Below are 4,945 nucleotides of genomic sequence, written 5' to 3'. Positions count from 1 at the left end.
AAGAGAAAGGTTTTTCTCAAGAGGGTTTTGCCAATTTCATCGAAATGAATCGGGGTTACTACGGGACTGTGGAACGTGGCGAAGCCAATATAACCATTTTAAATCTTCTAAAAATTCTTAAAGGATTAGATGTCACACCAAATGAGTTGTTCCCGCCCTCAACTTATGTGAGCTTGAAGAGGAAAATAACTAAAAACTCAGCCTCATAAACCATGATGAGTAAGGGGCTAATCTAATGCTTGATAAAGAAGTGGAAAATTGAAATAAAAACCCATGTAAAAAATGCCTGCAGGATAAGGAAAATTAATAAAGTTATAACAAAAGTACTTGTCTTCGTATACTCAATATTTTCATACGATATCAGGCATTAATTATCACTAATAATGAGTGTTCATTGGATCATTTCTAATGGTGTCAATGCCCATGTCTGTGGTGATGATAGCCACCAAATCGCTTCTTAACTGGCATGTTACCTTTTGAATCATCTTAAAATTTCTTCATAAAAGAATGGTAGAATCTTCGCAATAATTAAATACCCTACTTATCGTCTTCCTTAACTCCAACATCTATTCACATCCTTGGCAGTGAATTCAAATAATAATTTGAACTTATATTAAGCTTGGGGAGGTATAGATTCCCTATTCCAAAAGACAACTGATTTTTTCAACAAGTAGTCATGACTGGCACTGCGTATTTCTAAACGGTGCTATATTATATAAATGATTTATAAAATGAGGTGGGTTGTTTTTATATTGATTCTCTCTCACTTTATTTCATTGCAAGGAGCATAGATATGCCAAAGCAGAGACTTATTAAAGCAGTTATTGGGATAATGAGCGCGATACTTTTGTTGATCTCTTGCGCCCCATCAACAACGACCAATAATTCACACCGTGTTTCTCATACTTATGAAGGACACAACACGGGAGGAATAGGTTGGCATTAACATGAACAAGTATGTTTTTTGCTTTTCATCCCCTGTTCATGTAGTGCTATAGTAGGATGTTCAGTCCAAACAATTCATTGAAAAAATAATAAGGAGATTTCATTATGTTAAAAAGGAATGCGTTCATTTTATTGGCCGCTTGCAGCTTGGTTGCCACGCCACTCTTCGCAGAAGATATGCCTTCTGGTTCTCAAATGAATAATATGGGAATGCAAAGCTCTAATCAGCAGTCAACCCAACTGCAAGACGAAATGAAGCAAATGCAAGAAGCACTAAAACAAATGCAGGAGATGCATGATAAGCTTATGAATGCAAAAACAACGGAAGAAAAGAAATCGTTGATGCAAACACAAATGCCCATGATGGAAGAAGGCATGCACACCATGCAAAAAGGCATGAAGATGATGCAAAGTATGCACGATGATACAGCAAAACAACCCGAGATGATGGATCAACGTATGAAAATGATGCAAATGATGACGCAAATGATGCAGATGATGATGGATAGGCAAATGATGGGATGTCCCATGATGAAAAACCAATAACTCCTCTATAAGAGAGGCCTATCCTAGGGTAATTGACTCAAATCACCTGAGCTCTTATGAGATGTCTAAGAGCCCTATTGTCAGTAGCCCATTAAGATTGGCCTATTCAGAGCCTACCTATTTCATTGAACTCTATAAAGGGATGGTTTGGTGTATCATCATATAACCCAGTGACATGGGTGTGCAGATTGATGAGACCTCCTACATAGCTTTTGTTTTTTAGATTTGAGGCGGGCTGTTATTAATTAGCATTTTGCTCTCTGTTTTCAAACTCTGTTATATTAAAATTCCATAAAGTGATGTAAAAATAGAGAGAATAGGACGACACCTAATTCATGGGTCATGAATACAATTGGAAAATGATGGATAAAAACACGGCTGTTGCTCAAAGTCATGGAACTCCCATCGGCAGGATAATCGAAATCAATGGCCCTGTTGTCAGGATACATTGTGATGTACTGCCTCCTTTGCATCAATCTCTTAAAACTTACACGGACAGTGATGAATACATTTTGGAAGTGTGTCAGCACCTTGATGAGCATCATGTGAGAGCCATCACGCTCCACCGTGCCTCAGGATTGCAAAGAGGTTTAATAGTTTATGACCAAGGCACTTCGTTACAAATTCCCGTTTCAAAAGAATGCTTGGGCCGCCTTTTAAATATTTTTGGTGAGCCGTTAGACGGCGGCCCACCATTAGAAACCAATGAATATCGTGATGTTCTAGCCAAATCAGAACCACTTCAAATGACGAGCACTCAAGAAACCATTCTTGAGACAGGAATTAAGGTCATTGATTTACTTTGTCCCTTCGTCAGGGGCTCTAAAACGGGATTGTTTGGTGGTGCAGGAGTTGGAAAAACCGTACTCCTGATGGAATTGATGCATGCCATTATTCAATTGCATCAAGGAACCTCCGTCTTTGCTGGTGTTGGCGAGCGTATTCGGGAGGGACATGAATTGTGGCATGAGATGAAATCCGCAGGCGTAATGGATAAAACCCTCATGGTGTTTGGTCAAATGGACGAATCACCGGGAGTGCGTTTTCGCACAGGGTTATCGGCATTAACTTATGCGGAATATTTGCGTGATACGTTGGGCCATGAGGTTCTTTTTCTTGTGGATAATATTTATCGTTTTGTGCAAGCCGGCAGTGAAATTTCAGGCCTACTCGGCCGAATGCCGGCCAGTGTCGGTTATCAACCCACCTTAATGACTGAGATAGCGGAACTTGAAGAGCGCATGACATCGACTGCCAAAGGAGCAGTGACTTCGGTACAAGCGGTTTATGTTCCGGCTGATGATATGAGCGATCCGGCGGTGACCGGGATTATTACTCATTTGGATTCCATCATCGTACTCTCTCGCGCACAAGCAGGCAAAGGCATTTATCCCGCCGTAGATCCCTTAGCTTCCAAGAGTCAATTTATGGATAAAATCCTATTGGGCGAGCGACACTATTCCATTGCACAAGCCGTACGAGAACACCTTGAACATTATCAAGAATTAGAAGACATGATTTCTATGATGGGGATTGAAGAGCTTTCTCCTAAAGACCGTGCTATTGTGTTAAGAGCACGTAAACTGCAGCGCTATCTTAGCCAACCCTTTCATGTCACCAAGCTTCAAACAGGAATGGAAGGGAAATCGGTTTCATTAGAACACACATTAACCGATTGCGAATCCTTTCTAAGAGGCGATTACGATGAATTTTCAGAAGAAGAGTGTTACATGAGAGGTGCCATGGATAAAGGGAGATAACGACGGACATGGAGCTTTTTACTATCCATCTTAAGAGTGCCACACAATATGAAAAAATCGATAAGGTCATCAGTTTTGTGGGTGAGGATGCTTCTGGGCAATTTGGAATTTTAGCTCATCATAGCCGAATGATGACGTGCTTAAAATTCGGCTTGGCCTGGTTTCGTGATGAAAATCAAGAGACGGAATACTTAGCATTGCCAGGTGCCGTGGTTTATTTCATTGACAATCAATTGCATATTGCGACACGACATTATGTGCGCCATAAAGAATACCAAGCCATACAAAGGGTCCTGGCGGAAGAATTACATTGGGAAGAAAACAATCTATTGCGCACTAAAGAAAGCGTGCATCGTTTGGATGAAGAAATGTTAAAGCGTTTATGGGAATTAAACCGGCAGAACAGCTATGGAATTTAAAAATTCAAACAAGGAACTGGAACAACAAGTGAAACGAAACGTCCGCAAAATCAATAAAGCTAAAAAGGGAAAATCAACGTTATTAGCCCAAACAGTTTACCTGGGTACTTTAGGCTTTGTTTTTGTGTTACCCATCATTGCAGGAGCCTATCTCGGGGTTTGGCTCGATGAGAAAATAAAAGGGTATTCCATGAGTTGGACCATCAATTTAATCCTCCTTGGGGTGATTATTGGTGCCATTAACGTGTATCTTTTAATTAAGGACTAACCGTGGGAGAAGAAGGATTCTTAGCGCATTTTGCCTTTTCAATCGGTGGATTACCCATCACACAAAGCGTCTTAACCACGTGGTTCATTATGATCTCCTTATTCATCATGGCATGGAGTACCACTTACAAATGCTCTCTCCTACAGCCAAGCACGTACCAACTCCTTTGGGAGGGTGTTTTGAGCACCATGTACGATGCGATAAAAGAAGTATTGCCCAACCACGTTGAGTTGATATTTCCTTTTGTAGCCACCTTGTGGATTTTTATCCTTGTTTCCAATTTAATCGGTGTTATCCCGGGATTTTATTCACCAACGGCGGATTTATCGGTGACGGCATCCCTTGCGATAATAACTTTTTTATCGGTACACTGGTTTGGAATTCGTGCCGAGGGGTGGCGAGAGTATTTGAAACATTATATTAAGCCAACTCCTTTTTTATTGCCTTTTCATTTAATCAGCGAAATCTCTCGAACCTTAGCATTGGCCGTCCGCTTGTTTGGTAATATCATGAGCTTGCAATTAACCGCCCTGATTGTCCTCATGATTGCCGGATTTTTAGTTCCTATTCCAATACTCATTTTACATATTATTGAAGCCATCATCCAAGCGTATATTTTTGGCATGCTGGCCTTAATTTACATTGCTGGGGGCATTCAAGCCCATGAGCTTAAAAGCCAAGGAGAATCGTTATGAATGACATAAGTTGGTTTAGTTTAGCGTCAACCGTTATTGCAGCAATAGCCATTGCCATAGGAACTATAGGGCCAGCTCTGGCCATGGGGCGCGCGATTAGTCACGCCTTAGATGCTTTGGCAAGGCAACCTGAAGCCGAAAAATCCATCACCAGAACCTTATTTATTGGTTTGGCCATGATCGAGTCGTTAGCCATTTATTGTTTGGTGATTGTTTTGATTATCCTCTTTAGAAATCCATTATTGTCTTATTTTGTAACGCAACAGGGATAAAACCAATGGAACTCTCTTGGACCACTTTTTCATTAGAACT

General features: G+C 40.7%; 8 protein-coding genes. All 8 read left to right on the top strand.

The window, feature by feature from the left end:
• On the top strand, positions 1 to 209 hold a 209-nt coding region (locus ACWTEW_RS27795), incomplete at its 5' end, for a helix-turn-helix domain-containing protein (RefSeq protein WP_454783612.1).
• A gap of 584 nt (positions 210 to 793) precedes the next feature.
• Complete coding sequence (locus ACWTEW_RS27790) at positions 794 to 946, top strand: hypothetical protein (protein ID WP_165481402.1); 153 nt, start codon at positions 794 to 796, stop codon at positions 944 to 946.
• A 104-nt stretch (positions 947 to 1,050) separates the two neighbouring features.
• Positions 1,051 to 1,491, top strand: coding sequence for a substrate of the Dot/Icm secretion system (locus tag ACWTEW_RS27785; RefSeq protein ID WP_021582720.1), 441 nt, complete (start codon positions 1,051 to 1,053; stop codon positions 1,489 to 1,491).
• Between the two features lie 362 nt (positions 1,492 to 1,853).
• On the top strand, positions 1,854 to 3,251 hold the full coding sequence (gene atpD, locus ACWTEW_RS27780) for a F0F1 ATP synthase subunit beta (protein WP_439649218.1): 1,398 nt from the start codon (positions 1,854 to 1,856) through the stop codon (positions 3,249 to 3,251).
• An 8-nt stretch (positions 3,252 to 3,259) separates the two neighbouring features.
• On the top strand, positions 3,260 to 3,670 hold the full coding sequence (locus tag ACWTEW_RS27775; protein WP_058393158.1) for a F0F1 ATP synthase subunit delta/epsilon: 411 nt from the start codon (positions 3,260 to 3,262) through the stop codon (positions 3,668 to 3,670).
• Positions 3,660 to 3,938, top strand: a complete 279-nt coding sequence (locus ACWTEW_RS27770) for an AtpZ/AtpI family protein (protein ID WP_011946150.1) — start codon at positions 3,660 to 3,662, stop codon at positions 3,936 to 3,938. The genes ACWTEW_RS27775 and ACWTEW_RS27770 overlap by 11 nt, the downstream gene beginning before the upstream one ends.
• Before the next feature lie 2 nt (positions 3,939 to 3,940).
• Entirely contained in the window at positions 3,941 to 4,633 is a 693-nt protein-coding gene (locus tag ACWTEW_RS27765) for a F0F1 ATP synthase subunit A (protein WP_021460704.1), read from the top strand.
• Positions 4,630 to 4,905 (top strand): F0F1 ATP synthase subunit C, encoded by a 276-nt coding sequence (locus tag ACWTEW_RS27760; RefSeq protein WP_011946148.1) that lies wholly within the window; start codon positions 4,630 to 4,632, stop codon positions 4,903 to 4,905. Before ACWTEW_RS27765 ends, ACWTEW_RS27760 begins: the two co-directional genes overlap by 4 nt.
• Positions 4,906 to 4,945 lie beyond the last annotated feature (40 nt).

The organism is Legionella stuttgartensis, from assembly GCF_977063405.2.
Note: the sequence above shows the minus strand (reverse complement) of the source record. Positions and strands in the feature narration are given on the sequence as shown.